The 15062-nt window shown below is 46.5% G+C and carries 11 protein-coding genes and 2 pseudogenes; 10 read left to right on the top strand and 3 right to left on the bottom strand.

All coding sequences use genetic code 11. From position 1 onward, the window contains the following. Window positions 1-197 precede the first annotated feature (197 nt). The 3 genes from IM475_RS10335 (at window position 198) to IM475_RS10325 (ending at window position 5296) form a co-directional block, all read left to right on the top strand. The gene (locus IM475_RS10335) at window positions 198-2111 is read left to right on the top strand and encodes a PP2C family protein-serine/threonine phosphatase (RefSeq protein ID WP_287727480.1); all 1914 of its coding nucleotides are present in this window, start codon (window positions 198-200) and stop codon (window positions 2109-2111) included. Window positions 2112-2440: 329 nt separating this feature from the next. Beyond that, window positions 2441-3490, top strand: coding sequence for a hypothetical protein (locus IM475_RS10330; RefSeq protein WP_002798288.1), 1050 nt, complete (start codon window positions 2441-2443; stop codon window positions 3488-3490). Window positions 3491-3697: 207 nt separating this feature from the next. After that, window positions 3698-5296, top strand: coding sequence for a SpoIID/LytB domain-containing protein (locus IM475_RS10325; protein WP_287727479.1), 1599 nt, complete (start codon window positions 3698-3700; stop codon window positions 5294-5296). A 139-nt stretch (window positions 5297-5435) separates the two neighbouring features. On the opposite strand, the gene IM475_RS10320 is transcribed toward IM475_RS10325, so the two are convergent. Beyond that, the gene (locus tag IM475_RS10320; protein ID WP_002798291.1) at window positions 5436-6125 is read right to left on the bottom strand and encodes a potassium channel family protein; all 690 of its coding nucleotides are present in this window, start codon (window positions 6123-6125) and stop codon (window positions 5436-5438) included. 91 nt (window positions 6126-6216) lie between these two features. Between IM475_RS10320 and IM475_RS23145 the strand changes: the two are divergent. After that, a pseudogene (locus tag IM475_RS23145) lies at window positions 6217-6309 on the top strand (IS982 family transposase); the annotation flags it as partial. Between the two features lie 324 nt (window positions 6310-6633). Beyond that, window positions 6634-9270, top strand: a complete 2637-nt coding sequence (gene topA, locus IM475_RS10315; RefSeq protein ID WP_287727478.1) for a type I DNA topoisomerase — start codon at window positions 6634-6636, stop codon at window positions 9268-9270. A 121-nt stretch (window positions 9271-9391) separates the two neighbouring features. On the opposite strand, the gene IM475_RS10310 is transcribed toward topA, so the two are convergent. Next, entirely contained in the window at window positions 9392-10177 is a 786-nt protein-coding gene (locus IM475_RS10310; RefSeq protein ID WP_287727477.1) for an SWIM zinc finger family protein, read from the bottom strand. A gap of 335 nt (window positions 10178-10512) precedes the next feature. Between IM475_RS10310 and IM475_RS10305 the strand changes: the two are divergent. The 3 genes and pseudogenes from IM475_RS10305 to IM475_RS10295 all read left to right on the top strand — a co-directional run. Continuing rightward, window positions 10513-10719 (top strand): annotated as a pseudogene (locus tag IM475_RS10305) (transposase); the annotation flags it as partial. Between the two features lie 204 nt (window positions 10720-10923). Then, complete coding sequence (gene fni / locus IM475_RS10300; protein ID WP_287657443.1) at window positions 10924-11967, top strand: type 2 isopentenyl-diphosphate Delta-isomerase; 1044 nt, start codon at window positions 10924-10926, stop codon at window positions 11965-11967. Continuing rightward, window positions 11961-12134 (top strand): hypothetical protein, encoded by a 174-nt coding sequence (locus IM475_RS10295; RefSeq protein WP_287727476.1) that lies wholly within the window; start codon window positions 11961-11963, stop codon window positions 12132-12134. The genes fni and IM475_RS10295 overlap by 7 nt, the downstream gene beginning before the upstream one ends. On the opposite strand, the gene IM475_RS10290 is transcribed toward IM475_RS10295, so the two are convergent. Next, on the bottom strand, window positions 12114-12566 hold the full coding sequence (locus IM475_RS10290; protein ID WP_287657442.1) for a porin: 453 nt from the start codon (window positions 12564-12566) through the stop codon (window positions 12114-12116). The genes IM475_RS10295 and IM475_RS10290 overlap by 21 nt on opposite strands. A 155-nt stretch (window positions 12567-12721) precedes the next feature. Between IM475_RS10290 and pyrE the strand changes: the two genes are divergently transcribed. Continuing rightward, on the top strand, window positions 12722-13309 hold the full coding sequence (gene pyrE, locus IM475_RS10285) for an orotate phosphoribosyltransferase (RefSeq protein WP_287727475.1): 588 nt from the start codon (window positions 12722-12724) through the stop codon (window positions 13307-13309). Window positions 13310-13918: 609 nt separating this feature from the next. Then, complete coding sequence (gene nuoH, locus IM475_RS10280; RefSeq protein ID WP_002775034.1) at window positions 13919-15037, top strand: NADH-quinone oxidoreductase subunit NuoH; 1119 nt, start codon at window positions 13919-13921, stop codon at window positions 15035-15037. The last annotated feature ends 25 nt before the right edge of the window (window positions 15038-15062 follow it).

The raw sequence follows: 15062 nt of genomic DNA, 5'->3' as shown, positions 1-15062 counted from the left end.
TAATTCATAATTTATAATTCCCACTTCCCCAACCCCAGACATACCCCTAGAGATGGCACTGTCAGCATTAATTATTCCTGATCGAGCGACAAAGGGTAAAATTTGGGAAACACTGCAATATACTGGCAGTCATCGTGGATAAAAACACGCTATTTTATTAACCTATACTAACCGCGCTTTAGGAGTAAGCAGTTTTCATGGACTCCCTGACAACCCTCCAATGTCAAAACTTAACCTGTCTATCCCCGAACGCTCTCACTAATAGATTCTGTGAAAAATGCGGTACTCCTTTAGTTAAGCGCTATTTATGGATGATGGGTGATTGGGTGAGAACCTATTATCATGTTGGCGAGCTAATTGATAATCGTTATTTGGTCAAACAACCACAAATTGTTCTTGATACTAAACCCGCTCAAGCACCCCAAGCGCCGGACGAACCTCCTAGCTGGATTTCCCTCTACCTAAAATTGTTACCCTTCCATCTCCATATTCCCCAAGTCTATGGCTATATTCCCAGTCCCGATGAACGCCTAAATATGGACATCTGGCTGTTGGAATACGGCACTATTCCCCTCGACGAAACGGGAGAATTAATTTATCCAGAACTATTGCCCACTTTGGCCGAGGTTTGGTCGCAAGCTTCCGATTTAAGACAAATTCACTGGTTATGGCAAATGGCCAAACTCTGGCATCCCCTCCAGAAAAAAGCTGTGGTTTCCAGTCTGCTTAACCCTTTTCTGACGAGAGTGAATAATCAGCTGCTGCAATTGCTAGAATTAAGCAAAGACGAGGCTGCCGCTCCCAATTTACGAGATTTAGGGGCCCTGTGGGCCGGTCTGATGCCGACGGCAGCCGCTAATATTCAAGATTTTCTCGCATCCCTGACCCAAGAGCTAGAATCCGGTGATCTCGATCGCCCGGAATCCCTGATCGCTATCCTCGATTATGCACTACAGCACTACGGTGCAGGTCAAGAACGCAGCTATGAGATTTTCACCTGCACCGATACCGGTCCGCTGCGGGAACACAACGAGGATGCCTGTTATCCCCCGGCTAATCAGGCCATCACCCTGACTAATGGTCAAAATCCCCTGGCGATTGTCTGTGATGGTATCGGCGGTCAGGAAGGGGGCGAAATCGCTGCTCAATTGGCGATCGAAACCCTGCCTAGGGAAATTAATCCCAGTCCCACCAGTGATATTGAAATCTATCCCGATAGTTACAGTCTTGTCCTCGAACAGGCGATTCGTGTCACCAATGATCTGATCAGTCAACGCAACGATCAGGAGTCAAGACAAGATCGCCGGCGCATGGGTACGACTCTAGTTATGGCCTTTGCCCAGGCCCAGGAAATGTACGCGGCCCATGTGGGGGATTCCCGCATCTATTGGATTACTGCCCACAGTTGTCATCAAGTGACGGTGGATGATGATCTCGCTTCTAGGGAAGTGAAATTAGGCTATCTCCTCTATCGTGATGCCATACAGTATCCCAACGCCGGGGCCTTGGTGCAAGCTTTGGGCATGAGTAGCGCCACTAATCTCTATCCCACCGTTCAGAGGCTGATTGTTGATCAAGACTGTGTTTTTCTCCTCTGTTCCGATGGTTTAAGTGATTACGATCGGGTAGAACAATACTGGGACAGTGAAATTGTGCCTCTTTTGCGAGGAGAGAAAAATGTAACCGCCGTGGGGGAAAGTTTATTACAACTAGCTAACCAGAAAAACGGTCACGATAACTCCACCATCGCCCTAGTTTATTGTCGGGTAGTTCCTGCGGCTGAACCTGTCAGGCCTTTAATTTATGCTGAGGCCAAAGAACGGATTATTCCCGATCTTAATGACCAAGATTTTGATCACAGCGGAGACACCTACTCCGGAGAAGAAGTGGTGACAGCAATACCCACTCCCACCCCCCCATCTTCTTCTGTTCCTAGTCCTACCTCTCCCCCCGCGCTCACTAGGGTTTCACCCCTAGTCGTGGTAGCGATCGCTGTCGGTGTTCTCGGTTTGCTGGCTGCGATCGCTTGGCAATTCTTGGGTCGTCATCCCGCTTCCAATCCATCGATTTCTCCCGCACCTGTCACCAGTCCGAGTCCCCCCAATCCCTAATTCATAATTCATAATTCCCACTTCCCACTTCCCGGCTCTTCTCGACTTTGTGTGATAATTTTTGCTTATGGAATCCTGAAGTGCTTATTGGGCAAGACTTTTAGGACTATTTTGCGGATATTCTATCAGTATAGACCTCGTTTCCACACAGAAACCAGAAGAGCCACTTCCCCCACTTCCCCACTTCCTAATTCATAATTCATAATTCCCACTCTCCTACACCTTTTAAACAGGATTTACTATTAACTGTGGCTGATGATTAATCGGCTTGTCGGGGGTTGCCAGAGCGAGTTAAGATAAAATGCCCGATTAACTGCCGAGTCTATCCTATGGTTGATGCTGCCACGTTCTCCTCCGACACCTCCGCGATCATTGATGCCTTTGAAACGCCTCTAGAGTTTAACTTTCAACTGCCGGATCCCGAAGATGAAACCATCCAAGATCATGACTTTCAGCAGCAACTGGATTCTTTTTGGAAAGTTTGCGACCGCTTTGATTTGCAAACGGAAATCTGGCGGGGGCGAATTTTGCGAGCTATTCGCGATCGGGAGAAGCAAGGCGGTGATAGTCGCGGTACAGGCTTTTTGAACTGGTTAAAACAGCGAGAAATCACTAAAAGTCAAGCTTATGCTCTGATTCAATTGGCTAATAGTGCTGATACTCTCCTGGCGGAAGGACAACTGGATCCCGATAGTATCAATAATTTTAGTAAACGCGCCTTCGTAGAAACGGCCAAATCTGCCCCCGAAATTCAAAAATTAGTCAGTGATGCGGCCCGACAAGGGGAGAGAATTACCCGTCGGGAGGTGAAGCAATTGGCCGATGAATGGACAGCGATGAGTTCAGATTTACTACCCGATGAAGTGAAAGAAAAAGCCAGCGATGGCAGTTTACCGGCGCGTCATCTCGCTCCCCTAGTGAAAGAATTAGAAAAGTTACCCGATACTCATATCGACACTCTCCGTCAAGAAATCGCCGCTAATCCCGATGTGGACACGGTAAAATTAATCACCTCGGAAGCACGCAGTTTAGCCAAATATCTCGATGCGGCGGCCCAAGTACAAACTCTCCGACGGGGTAATTTAGATATCGAAATGGCTCTAGAAGAAGCTTTGCGCGTCGATTGCCTCAATACGGCGGCGGATCTGGTTAAACAAGCCACACAATTAGAGCAAGCCGTGGCTAAACTTTATACTACTTGGAAACGTTTAGGTAGTTTGTCCGATCGCCTCTATGTGGATACGGGAGCAAGTAATCCCCATCTGCGATCGATGTTAACCTGTTTGGAAAGTTTAACCAGTGAAGTGATCGAAGTGGAACTGGATGAAGGTGGCCAGAAAATGGTACGTTTACGCATTATCAGCGATGGGGGAAGTTAGATGGGAATTATGAATTATGAATTATGAATTGGCAAGTGGGGAGACTTTTCAGTGAGCAGTAATCAGTTATCAGTGGGAAGTGAGGAGCAAAAAGCGTTCGACAAAAGCTCACGCCGAAGTCTGATGGCTAAAAAGCTGATAGCTTGCTGCTATAATCTCTGAATATCCTCAACTTTTATGAAAACTTATTAACAGATACTTGACTTTATGCTAAAGATAAAGGAAAAAAAACCAATAATTAGCATCGGTTCCATAACTGCGGCGATCTTGCTCAGTTTAACCCTAATTCCTGCCGCTATAGCCAAGGATGTCCTTCTGAGAGTGGGCATTGTCCAACGTTTTGGCGATGAAGCCAAGGAAAAATTAACCCTGAGCAGTACCAGTGGTGATAATCTCGCCCTCCGCATGGTGGGAGAAGATGGCCAATCCCAAACTCTGCAAACCAATCGCCTACAATTAGAAGTTATTCCCCGTCCCCTCGCTTCTCCCATCCTCCAAGAAAAAGTCATTTTGAGCGACCACGCCACTTTTGAAACCGCCGAAAATAGCGCCAAAAATTGGGCAAAAATGGGCATTAAAGTAGAAATTACCCAACCCGGACGCTGGCAGGTTTGGGCAAAGCGAGAAGTTTATGAAAATCCCCTAGTGCGACGTTGGTTGCTGACCAGTTTGCAAACCAAAGGCCACAATCAACCCTATATTAATAGTGTTTTACTCAAAGAAAAGCCGCAAGTTTCTTTCCAGATCAACGGGGTGCGCTATTTTCCCAAAGAATTAGAAATCGAGAGCCAAAAAAACCTGATTCAAGTCACCCATAGCCCCGATCAGGTACGTTTGTACGGGGGAACCATGCGCCTACAGCCCAACGCCTACGGCACTTTTACCCTAGTTAATAACGTTCCCCTCGAAACCTATCTGCGTGGGGTTGTACCCCACGAAATCGGTCATGATGCCCCAGAAAGTGCCACCCAAGCGCAAACTATTATCGCCCGTACCTACGCCCTCCGCAATCTCCGCCGTTTTCAAGCCGATAATTACGAACTCTGTGCCGATACCCATTGTCAAGTTTATTATGGATTGACGGGAACTAATCCCCGGGCCGATCAAGCGATCACAGCCACGCGAGGCCTAGTTTTAACCTACCAAAATGAGTTAGTGGATGCCCTTTATTCCTCCACCACCGGCGGAGTAACTGCCCTCTTTAGTGATGTTTGGGATGGGGAAGAAAGACCTTATCTCCGGGCAGTGGTGGACTCCCCCAATCGAGTCTGGGACCTGTCGAAACAATCTCTCGCTAATGAGACAACTTTTCGCCAGTTTATTAATCTTAAAGATGGTTTTAATGAGACGGGACGACGGGTTTTTCGCTGGCAAAAACAAGCTTCTTTAGCTGATTTGAGTCAAGACCTAGAAACCTATCTAACACGGCGAAAACATCCCCTTGCCGACTTCCAGAAAATCCAATGGATGGAAGTGACTAAGCGCTCTCCTTCTGGTCGGATTCTGACTATGACCATTCAAACCGATAAGGGGATTTTGGAACTGCATAAAAATGAGGTGCGTAGTGCTTTGGGACCGCCTCGCAGTACCCTATTCTACATCGATCCTATCTACGATACCAATCGACAGATCCAGGGTTATAACTTTATTGGTGGCGGTTTCGGCCACGGGGTAGGATTAAGTCAATTTGGTTCCTATAATTTAGCCCGTTTGGGTTGGTCTCCTGAACAAATTCTCGCTTTCTATTATCCCGGCACCATCATCCAACCTCTCAATAATTCGATTGTCTTTTGGCGAGGAAATTAATCAGTTATCAGTCATCAGTTATCAGTTTCTGAAGGCAAGAGGCAAGAGGCAAGAGGCAATAGGCAAGAGAAAGGCTCTGACAATTCTCCTACCTAAAAAGAGGGTTAGAAACTAAGTAGAGCAAATATTTGACTAAATTCTACATTGGTAAACGCTGAATATCTCGGTTAGAACCAATTACCACCATGGCTAAATCCTTGTATAATCTTTCTTGGGGATTGGGGTTAATCTTGAATTTTTCTGCATTACCAACAGCGACAATATTTAACCCATAACGATTACGAATTTCTAACTCTGCTAGGGTTTTACCGTGAAAAGCTTCCGGGACTTTTAACTCGACAATACTATGTTCGGGATCGAGATCAAATCGTTCTAAAATTGATGGTCTAGTTAAACGGTGCGCTAACTCACAACCGGCATCGTATTCGGGAAAAACTACTAAATCTGCACCAACTTTTTTTAGTAATTTTCCATGGATTTCTGTGGAGGCTTTAGCGGCAACAAAATTAACTCCGGCTTCCTTACAATTGAGAGTAGTAATGATACTTTCTTCAACGTATTTACCAATAGCGACAATCACCGTATCGGTTTCAAAAATTCCCGCTTCTCGCAGGGCGTTAGGTTTGGTAGAATCAAGCTCGATCGCATTATCTACTATTCGATCAGATAACGCTTGTGCTACTAATCCTTCGTCAATATCTGTCGCTACCACTTGATAACCTTGTTTGCGTAAGGTTTCACAGACAGCGCGCCCAAATCTGCCTAATCCGATGACGGCAAATTGACGATTTTGGGGACGCATACTACTAAAAAATTTAATTGATTGCATAATTTTAACGTCAGTTCGGGATAAGGGTGGAAAGAAAAGGCGGAGGCTAGTAAGCTGAAAAATATATAAACTCAGCACCCTCAACCCATCTATGTTCAGTCTAGAAGCTCTTTTCTGTCATGTCGACGACGGATGCCGTGTATTTGAACCTAAATTAGAACAGACAAGGCTTTGGCCCGATTCACCTCTTTGTAATAAACCTACACCTGTAAGCGATAGGCACTCCCCACCCCCCAATTCATAATTCATAATTCCCACTCCTCAAACGGATTATATTACCCTGCGGCCGCCGGCAGTGCCTTGAGTCCGATCGCCGCTCCAGAAAAATATTAAGTTTTGTTAAGAAGTTAGTGACAAAAGACCAGCTTTAATCTCTATTATCGTAGTAAGTGGCTTTTGACCTGAATCAAGCTGGTCAAGATAAATAGTAACTTTTGCCCATCATCAAACAACGATTGTCAGTCTAACTAAAACAGTCGCTGTGGCGATGCCCTCGTGATCAATTCCTATGTCAACCCTGGTTATTGTCGAATCCCCCACCAAAGCTCGGACGATCAGCAATTATCTGCCTAGCGGCTATCGAGTCCAAGCCTCCATGGGCCACATCCGCGATCTGCCCGCCTCCGCCGAAGAAATTCCCCCCACCCACAAAGACAAATCCTGGGCCAATTTGGGCGTAGATGTGGAGAACGATTTCGACCCCCTCTACGTCGTCCCCAAAACCAAAAGTAAAGTCGTCAAAGAATTAAAAGAAGCCCTCAAAGGGGCCAGCGAACTGATCCTCGCCACCGACGAAGATCGGGAAGGCGAAAGCATCAGTTGGCATCTCTTGCAGGTACTCAACCCGAAAATACCCATCAAAAGAATGGTATTTCACGAAATCACCAAAGAAGCAATCCAAGCCGCCCTCAAAAATTGTCGCTCCATCGACGAAAATTTAGTTCACGCCCAAGAAACCCGCCGCATACTCGATCGCCTCTACGGCTATACCCTCTCCCCCCTCCTCTGGAAAAAAATCTCTAAAGGTTTATCCGCCGGCCGCGTGCAATCGGTGGCGGTACGTCTACTCGTGCAGCGCGAACGAGAAAGACGAGCCTTTAAAACCGCCAATTATTGGGACCTGAAAGCCACCCTCGAAAAAGACAAAAATCAATTCGACTCGAAATTAGTCACCTTAAACGGTCAAAAAGTGGCAAATGGGAGCGATTTCGATGCCGACACCGGCAGACTGCTCCCCGGTCGCCAGGTGACACTTTTGGATCAAGCCACCGCCGCCGCCTTAAAAGAACGCATCGAAGACAAAATCTGGCGCGTTAGCCACACCGAAGAAAAACCCACCACTCGCAAACCTTCCCCCCCCTTCACCACCTCCACCCTACAGCAAGAGGCTAACCGGAAACTGGGCATATCCGCCCGCGACACCATGCGAATCGCCCAAAATCTCTACGAACAGGGCTACATCACCTATATGCGGACCGATTCCGTCCATCTTTCCGATCAGGCCATCACCGCCGCCCGCAATTGTGTAGAACAAATGTACGGAAAAAATTACCTCAGTCCCCAACCCCGGCAGTACACCACCAAAAGCAAAGGCGCACAGGAAGCCCACGAAGCCATCCGGCCCGCCGGTAGTAGCTTTCGCCTGCCCCGGGAAACCGGCCTGAGCGGACTAGAATTCGCCCTCTACGACCTAATCTGGAAACGTACCGTCGCCTCACAGATGGCCGATGCCCGCATTACCCAGATCGCCGTCAATATTCAGGTAGAAAATGCCGGATTTCGCTCCTCTGGCAAAAGAATCGACTTCCCCGGCTTTTTCCGCGCCTATGTGGAAGGTTCCGACGATCCCGAAGCCGCCATCGACGACCAAGAAATAATCTTACCCGCCCTCAGCGTCGGTGATACCCCCAATTGTCGCCAACTAGAAGCCATTAGCCACGATACCCAACCCCCCGCCCGTTATAGCGAAGCCTCCCTCGTAAAAACCCTCGAAAGTGAAGGAATCGGGCGACCCAGCACCTACGCCACCATTCTCGGCACCATTATCGATCGCGGTTATGCCCAAATGCGGAATAAAACCCTCATTCCCACCTTCACCGCTTTTGCCGTCGTCGGTCTATTAGAAAATCATTTCCCCGACCTGGTAGATCCCAAATTTACCTCGAAAATGGAGGAAACCCTCGACGATATCGCCACCGGTTCCGCCCAATGGTTGCCCTATCTCGATCGCTTCTATCGCGGCGAAAAAGGGCTAGAAAGCCAAGTAAAAGAGCGCGAGAGTCAAATTAACTCTAGCACCGCCAAATCGGTGATTTTAGAGGATTTACAGGCAACTATCAAGATCGGCAAATACGGTCCCTATCTGGAAGTCCCCCGAGGCGATGAAATCCTCACCGCCTCCATCCCCGCCGATTTAACCCCCGCCGACCTCAACCCCGAACAGGTAGAAACCCTGCTGCGACAAAAAACCGAGGGTCCCGATAAATTAGGTCTTCATCCCGACACCGGAGAGCCAATTTATCTGCTCGTGGGTAGTTACGGCCCCTACGTCCAGTTAGGAGATGTCAGCGATGACAACCCCAAACCGAAACGCGCCTCCCTACCCAAAGGAGTCAAACCAGAGGATGTCACCCTCGAACAAGCAGTCGGTTTATTGGCACTGCCACGACTACTGGGAACCCATCCCCTCACCGGAGGCAAAATTAAAGCCAGCTTAGGTCGTTTTGGCCCCTATGTAGTTCAGGAACAGGGCAAGGAAAAAGAATATCGTTCCTTAAAAGCCGGCGATGATATCCTAACCATAACCCTCGATCGAGCTTTAGCCTTATTAGCCGAACCGAAAAAAACTCGCAGCGCCCGTAGTTCCACCAAACCACCCCTCAAAGAATTGGGTCAACATCCCGACGACGGGGAATCCGTGGCATTATACGAAGGTCCCTACGGAATTTATATCAAACACGGTAAGACCAACGCCAAAATTCCCGAAGGAGAAACCGCCGAAACCCTCACCCTAGAACAGGCTTTATCGGCCCTAGCAGCCAAGACAACCACTGCCAAGAAAACCACCACCAAAAAAACTACTTCTAGCACCACCAAAAAAACTACTTCCCCAGGTAGTAAAACCGGCAAAAGTAAGACGGTTTAGCGGTTAGTGGTGAGGCAATTTTCTCCCTGGTCAATTCCTCACCCTGATGCGGGGACAAATCCAGTTGGCTTTTTTGTCCTTGGCACCACTTTGACCGGCCTGATCCCATATACCAAATTCCCTACTGTAAAGCAATCGCCATCGCTTCTTGGGGAATTTGCCGGTAAATTGGTTTTAAAAATTGTTCTATCGCATCCGATTCGGGGGCAGCCAGGGGAAAATTGCCTAAAATGTCGAGAATGGTTTGATTTTCATTCCCCGGCGTAATCACAACTAGGGAGGGATCTAGCTCCTCATCGTACTGCCAAAAGTGATCGATAGTGCTGTCGGGGGCAGTTTTTTCAACTACTGTGGGGGGTTCACTGACTGCTAAAGGTTGATTATCAGAGGAATAGGAGCGTTTTTCTCGTAAAGCTTCCAGAATTTGGCTTTTGCTTCGGCCGCGCAGTTGCAAAAGCAGGAAGGGATCGACGCTAAAACGATCGCCCAATTGATAGTATACTGCTCCTATATGTTTGCAGGGGTTGGCTTGATCGGGACAGGTACAACGAGAGCGAATATCAGCTAGGGAAAAGGGAAATAAATTCACCCCACTATCGATAAAAACACGCTCGATATGATCGGGCATTTGTCCTGTGAGCAATTGAGCGGAATAAATGGCCTTTTTGGAGAGAAGCTTAATAATATAATCCCATTCTTCATCACTAAAAGCCGCTAGGGATAAATCCACTATATAAGGCTCTGGTTCACTGCCTTGTACTCTAGCAATAACTTGCGAGTCTTCAAAGTCAATACTTAAAACATTGCCTTCTCTGGCGTAAAGTCTAGCTCGTTCCAAGCGTTTTTTAAAGCGATAGGAATCGAGTAGTTCTAGCCATTTTTGTACCCACCAAGCTTGTTCTGTCATTTTTTATTTACCCTACAGCTTATCAGCTTCGTTACCAACAAAAACGCCAATTCAAAAAGGAAACACATCAGCCTTAAGAGTTGACAGAGAAAGGCTCATCAGGTATATTCTGATCTTTAACAACAACAAATCAGACCCAAAAACGAAGCCCTTAACATTCTAACATAGAACAAAGAAACTTGCTCTACCAACTTGGTCAAAAGGGAAATTTATCTTAACGGCAAATAGCCGTCTGGCTCGGATGTCATCTATGAAGCAGAAACCCAAATTGTGAGTTTTGGGAATCGCCGTCCGTTTTACGGCCGTCAGGATGTCAAGAAACCATCTACAAAATTTCTTGGGAGAGGGGATTAAACGAGCATACTAATGGACTGTTAAGACAATTTTTTCCCAAGGGAACGAATTTTAAAATTGTTAAGCCAGAGCAGGTAGAAAGAGCCGTAAACTTGATTAACAATCGTCCTCGAAAATGTCTTGACTATCAGACCCCCAATGAGGTATTCTATAAAGGTAGATCAGATAGTGATGCAATTCAGACTTGAATTAGCCCAACGATCAAAAATTTAGCCGCTGCTTATCGAGATTCTTTAGAAAGGCTGATTAACCATTGTTTATCGGCAGAAGGAGGTTATACGCCATCGGATTTTCCCGATGCGGATATTAATCAAGCAGAACTAGATGAACTGCTTTCAGAACTCGATTTTTAAACTCAATTTAATGTTTAACCCTCATGCTTGATAACAACTATGTCATCGCCTAATCTTCCCAGTGAAATTGAAAATCGTAAAAGCGAACATCTGCGAGTTTGTATCGAAGAAGATGTAGAATTTCAACAACTTACAAGCGGTTTAGAAAAATATCGTTTTACCCATTGTTGTCTTCCTGAACTTGACCGTAGCGATATTGAACTAGGGACAACCTTTTTGGGCAAATCTTTAAAAGCTCCAATTCTCATCTCTTCCATGACCGGAGGAACAGAATTAGCCCATTTAGTCAATACTCGATTGGCAACGGTCGCTCAACGCTATGGTTTAGCGATGGGGGTGGGTTCTCAACGCATTGCACTCGAACAACCGGAATTAGCGCCGACCTTTGCAGTCCGTTCTCTGGCGCCAGATATTCTCCTGTTAGCGAATTTAGGGGCTGTACAGTTAAATTACGGATGCGGTTTAGAAGACTGTTTAAAACTGGTGGAATTATTAGAAGCTGATGCCTTAATTCTGCATCTCAATCCTTTACAAGAATGGGTGCAATCGGGAGGCGATTCTAATTTTAAAGGTTTACTCGCTAAAATTCAGCAAATTTGCGCTCAATTACCCGTTCCCGTCATCGCCAAGGAAGTCGGAAATGGCATCTCTGCGCCGATGGCCAAAAAATTAATTGAAGCCGGCGTCGCCGCGATTGATGTGGCGGGAGCCGGAGGCACGTCCTGGGCCAAAGTCGAAAGTCAAAGAGCCAAAGACAACAGACAACGGCATCTCGGACAAGTTTTTGCCGATTGGGGGTTGCCTACGGCTGAATGTATTACCGCCATTCGGTCCGTGAATTCAACCATTCCTTTAATTGCTTCTGGAGGCTTAAAAAATGGCTTAGATCTTGCCAAATCCATGGCTTTAGGAGCCGATTTAGCAGGGTTGGCTCGACCGTTTCTGGTAGCAGCGATTGAATCAGAAGCCGCCGTTGATGAGTTGGTAAAATTTTTAATTGCTGAACTTGAAATTGTTTTATTTTGTACCGGAAATCCTAATTTATCCGCCCTTAAAATTTCAGGAGCCTTAAAACCATGTTAAAGTTTTCAATGGAATTGTCTTATCTCCAGCCTGGGGTCAAAGGTTTAACCGTTGGCACTTTGGGGAGAAAAGCAACCAGTAGCGAACAAACCTTAAACTATCTGATTTCTCAAGGAAAATTACAGGATATTTCGGTTAAGAAGAGATTAAAATCCGCCTGGACTTAAATAACTGGGATTTTCCTGTAGGGAAGTATCGAAGGGATTGGGTAAATCTCGGGTGCGAATTAAAGGACCAGACTGTTGCTGTTGCATGACATCATAGTATAAAGCTTCGGTCAATTTAGCATCCCGGGTAATCATATTATCGAAATAGGAACCTTGGGGAAAAGTACGCCAACCCAAAAGAGAGTTTAACTGTCCTAAAATGTTGGTGTAGTAGTAGAAACGACCGGTATTGTTATTAACAGCGCGGTTAAACAAACCGGGGATATTATTAAATCCCACCGCCGTATGGGGAGAGGGAATAAGTCGCAATTGTTGGGTTTTTACCGGTGGGGGATTGGTGGCGGGTGAACGTTGGGCGATCGCACTAGGCGGACTCAACCAGACTAAACCGGTTAAACAAAACAGGGAAGGAAGTAAAAACTTAGCGCGCATGGGCAAAAATCTCCTCGCGGGGGTAGGGTTAATTAAAAAATTTCTTCAATGGGATGAGAAAGAAATCAATACTAGAGATCGAGTCAATATATAATGACTTTTGGCTTAATTGTAACCGAAATTTTGGAGTCGGTTAGGCTCCCAATCCTGAAAATATGGCTAATTCCTCGGTAGCGACTCTCGATACTGCTTCCCTGCGTCAATTTCTCCTCAATGCTCTTGTCCGTCTTGCCTATCGAGAGGGAGATTTCACCCTGTCTTCAGGACAAAAAAGCAGCTACTATATCAACGGCAAACAAGTTACCCTCACTGCGGAGGGAGCTTTAGCCGTGGGGCGTTTATTGCTGTCTCTACTGCCTCCAGATACCCAAGCGGTGGCAGGATTAACCCTAGGGGCGGATCCGATTGTCAGTGCCGTTAGTGTGGTATCTGCCTACGAAAATCGCCCGATTCCAGCTTTAATCGTCCGCAAAGAGGCAAAAGGTCACGGAACCATGGCTTATATCGAGGGGCCGACTTTAAACCCCGGGGCTGCGGTGGTTGTCCTCGAAGATGTGGTGACAACGGGGAAAAGTGCCATGGTAGCGGTAGAAAGATTACGCGATGCCGGTTATCAAGTAGATTTAATCATTGCTTTGGTGGATAGAGAGCAAGGAGGGGCGGAATTTTACCAATCTCAGGGAATAAAGTTTCAAGCTTTGTTTTCGATTCGAGACCTACAGGCGGCTTATCAGACTAAATAGCGGGGAGTGGCGAAAAACGCTCGATAACTGGATTTTAACAGTCGGATTGGCTCTGGGGATCAACCACAAAGGCACAAAGAACACAAAGAGGAAGACAGATTCAAGCGGGCTGCCTTCATTGCCTAAACGATAAGTTAAGTAGGTAGGCGTTAAAAATTATCAGAAACCCCCCTTATCAAGGGGGGCAGGGGGGATCGAACCTAAAATCCATTTTTAATTTAATTATAACCAGCTACTTAACTATAGCGTTTCTGATTCACAAGAGGTACATTCCCGATCCTGAACAGCTTAATCAGCAAAGGTTTAAGTGTGCCGCACATATGCGAGAACCGCTATAGATTTTTTTCCTGTGAATAATTGATAACTAGCTGAGGTTGTCGGCGCTAAGAAACAGATAAGAACATTGATAGATTCAGAGTCTAACTATTGACTAATACCTATTCTCGGACGGGGAATCAAGATTCCTTGACTCTCTTGGCTGCTAATGAGTTGAAGCCTTTGTCACTTTACTGATAACCCTCAGACCGACTAACTGTATACTAGGCTATAAGATTTGCTTAAAAATCTTCAAACCATGCCGAACTATCGACAGTACAGCGATCGCCAAATATGAATCAAGGCATAGATTTACAAGAAAGTTTCATTAAATCCCTAACAGACTTGGGATTAAGTGGAGGACTGGCTAAAGCGATTTGGATGCCTTTACCCATGTTCCTGATGATTATTGCCGCCACAGTGGGGGTTTTAGTCTGCGTCTGGTTAGAAAGAAAAATTTCCGCCGCCGTCCAACAGCGTATCGGGCCGGAATACGCGGGACCCTTGGGCGTTTTACAACCGGTCGCCGACGGTCTGAAATTAGTCTTTAAAGAAGATGTCGTCCCCGCTAAGGCTGACCCTTGGTTATTCCTCTTTGGGCCAATTTTGGTGGTGATGCCGGTGTTTGTCTCCTATCTCATCGTCCCCTTCGGTCAAAATCTGCTGATTACCGACCTAAACGTGGGGATCTTTTTATGGATTTCCTTGTCCAGTATTGCCCCCATTGGTTTATTAATGGCGGGTTATGCCTCGAATAATAAGTATTCCTTGCTGGGAGGCCTGCGGGCGGCGGCGCAATCGATTAGTTATGAAATTCCCTTGGCTTTATCGGTATTAGCGATTGTGATGATGTCTAATAGTCTCAGTACCATTGATATTGTCGAACAACAATCCGGTTATGGCATTTTAGGCTGGAATATCTGGCGCCAACCGGTGGGTTTTCTGATTTTCTGGATTGCCGCTTTAGCCGAGTGTGAACGTCTGCCTTTCGATTTACCGGAAGCGGAGGAGGAATTAGTCGCTGGTTATCAAACCGAATACGCGGGGATGAAATTCGCTCTCTTTTATGTGGGTTCCTACGTCAACCTCGTGCTGTCGGCCCTAGTTTTCGCCGTCCTCTATCTTGGCGGTTGGGAATTTCCTATCCCCGTCAATGCTTTAGCCGGCTGGTTGGGAGTTAGTGAAACCAATCCTTGGCTACAAATTATCACCGCTTCCCTCGGGATTACGATGACGGTATTAAAAGCCTATTTCCTCATCTTCATCGCTATTCTCTTGCGTTGGACCGTACCCCGGGTTCGCATTGACCAATTACTCGATTTAGGCTGGAAATTCCTCTTACCGGTATCTTTAGTTAACCTACTACTTACCGCCGCCCTAAAACTAGCTTTTCCCTTTGCTTTTGGCGGTTAATTCCCGTTTTTGCCCTGTTAACCTA

It is taken from the genome of Microcystis sp. M061S2 (assembly GCF_020245605.1).
Taxonomy (GTDB): domain Bacteria; phylum Cyanobacteriota; class Cyanobacteriia; order Cyanobacteriales; family Microcystaceae; genus Microcystis.
The sequence above is the reverse complement of the archived record's forward strand: the minus strand, read 5'-3'. Positions and strand labels throughout refer to the sequence as shown.

Coding starts and splice junctions, on each gene's coding strand:
- IM475_RS10335 (WP_287727480.1), top strand. CDS start 198: ATGGACTCCCTGACAACCCTCCAATGTCAAAACTTAACCTGTCTATCC.
- IM475_RS10330 (WP_002798288.1), top strand. CDS start 2,441: ATGGTTGATGCTGCCACGTTCTCCTCCGACACCTCCGCGATCATTGAT.
- IM475_RS10325 (WP_287727479.1), top strand. CDS start 3,698: ATGCTAAAGATAAAGGAAAAAAAACCAATAATTAGCATCGGTTCCATA.
- IM475_RS10320 (WP_002798291.1), bottom strand. CDS start 6,125: ATGCAATCAATTAAATTTTTTAGTAGTATGCGTCCCCAAAATCGTCAA.
- topA (WP_287727478.1), top strand. CDS start 6,634: ATGTCAACCCTGGTTATTGTCGAATCCCCCACCAAAGCTCGGACGATC.
- IM475_RS10310 (WP_287727477.1), bottom strand. CDS start 10,177: ATGACAGAACAAGCTTGGTGGGTACAAAAATGGCTAGAACTACTCGAT.
- fni (WP_287657443.1), top strand. CDS start 10,924: ATGTCATCGCCTAATCTTCCCAGTGAAATTGAAAATCGTAAAAGCGAA.
- IM475_RS10295 (WP_287727476.1), top strand. CDS start 11,961: ATGTTAAAGTTTTCAATGGAATTGTCTTATCTCCAGCCTGGGGTCAAA.
- IM475_RS10290 (WP_287657442.1), bottom strand. CDS start 12,566: ATGCGCGCTAAGTTTTTACTTCCTTCCCTGTTTTGTTTAACCGGTTTA.
- pyrE (WP_287727475.1), top strand. CDS start 12,722: ATGGCTAATTCCTCGGTAGCGACTCTCGATACTGCTTCCCTGCGTCAA.
- nuoH (WP_002775034.1), top strand. CDS start 13,919: ATGAATCAAGGCATAGATTTACAAGAAAGTTTCATTAAATCCCTAACA.